At 69.2% G+C, this 896-nt stretch carries 2 protein-coding genes; both read left to right on the top strand.

Annotation, left to right across the window (positions count from 1 at the left end; all coding sequences use genetic code 11):
* A partial coding sequence (locus tag KZA10_RS16305; RefSeq protein WP_218683412.1) for an ABC transporter ATP-binding protein occupies nucleotides 1-471 on the top strand: 471 nt, incomplete at its 5' end.
* Between the two features lie 34 nt (nucleotides 472-505).
* A partial coding sequence (locus KZA10_RS16300) for a ribonuclease H (protein WP_218683411.1) occupies nucleotides 506-896 on the top strand: 391 nt, incomplete at its 3' end.

Genomic DNA, 896 nt, shown 5'->3' with positions numbered 1-896 from the left:
GGCAGGTACCCGCATCACTCGGCGCTGCAGCGCTGGACCTCCGCCGACGACGCCGCCACCCGCGAGGCCCTGGCGGCGACGAACACCGCCGATCTCGCTGAGCGCTACGTCGACCAGCTCTCCGGTGGTCAGCGGCAGCGGGTCTGGGTGGCGCTCCTGCTCGCCCAGCAGACCCCGGTGATGCTGCTCGACGAACCGACGACCTTCCTCGACATCGCTCACCAGTACGAACTGCTCGACCTGCTGCGAGCGCTCAACCAGCAGGGCAAGACGGTGATCGCCGTGCTGCACGACCTCAACCAGGCCGCTCGCTACGCCGACAACCTCGTGCTCATGAAGGAGGGCCGCGTTGTCGCCAGCGGCAACCCCTCCGAGCTGATCACGGCGGAGCGGGTCGGCGAGGTCTTCGGCATCGACGCGATCGTGACTCCGGACCCCGTGACCAGGACCCCCATGGTGATTCGTCGGTGACTTCGCCGTCGGCGCCCACGGCTACGGTTGAAGGATGACGATCACCGCCGCCGCAGACGGCTCCGCCCTGGGCAACCCCGGCCCCAACGGCTGGGCCTGGTACATCGACGACGAGAACTGGGCGGCCGGCGGATCCCCGCACGGCACCAACAACCAGGGCGAGCTGCGGGCCGTGCTCGAGCTGCTGCTCGCGACGGCGGGCACCGACGAGAAGCTGCTGATCGAATGCGACAGCCGCTACGTGATCGACTCCGTGACCAAGTGGATGCCGGGGTGGAAGCGCAAGGGCTGGCGCAAGTCCGACGGCGGGCCCGTGCTCAACCGCGACCTGCTGGAGGGCATCGACGAGGCCATCCGTGGCCGGAACGTCGAGTTCTCCTGGGTCAAGGGCCACGCAGGACACCCGCTGAACGAAGCCGCCGACG

It is taken from the genome of Microbacterium sp. BF1 (assembly GCF_019279095.1).
GTDB lineage: Bacteria > Actinomycetota > Actinomycetes > Actinomycetales > Microbacteriaceae > Microbacterium > Microbacterium maritypicum.
Note: the sequence above shows the minus strand (reverse complement) of the source record. Positions and strands in the feature narration are given on the sequence as shown.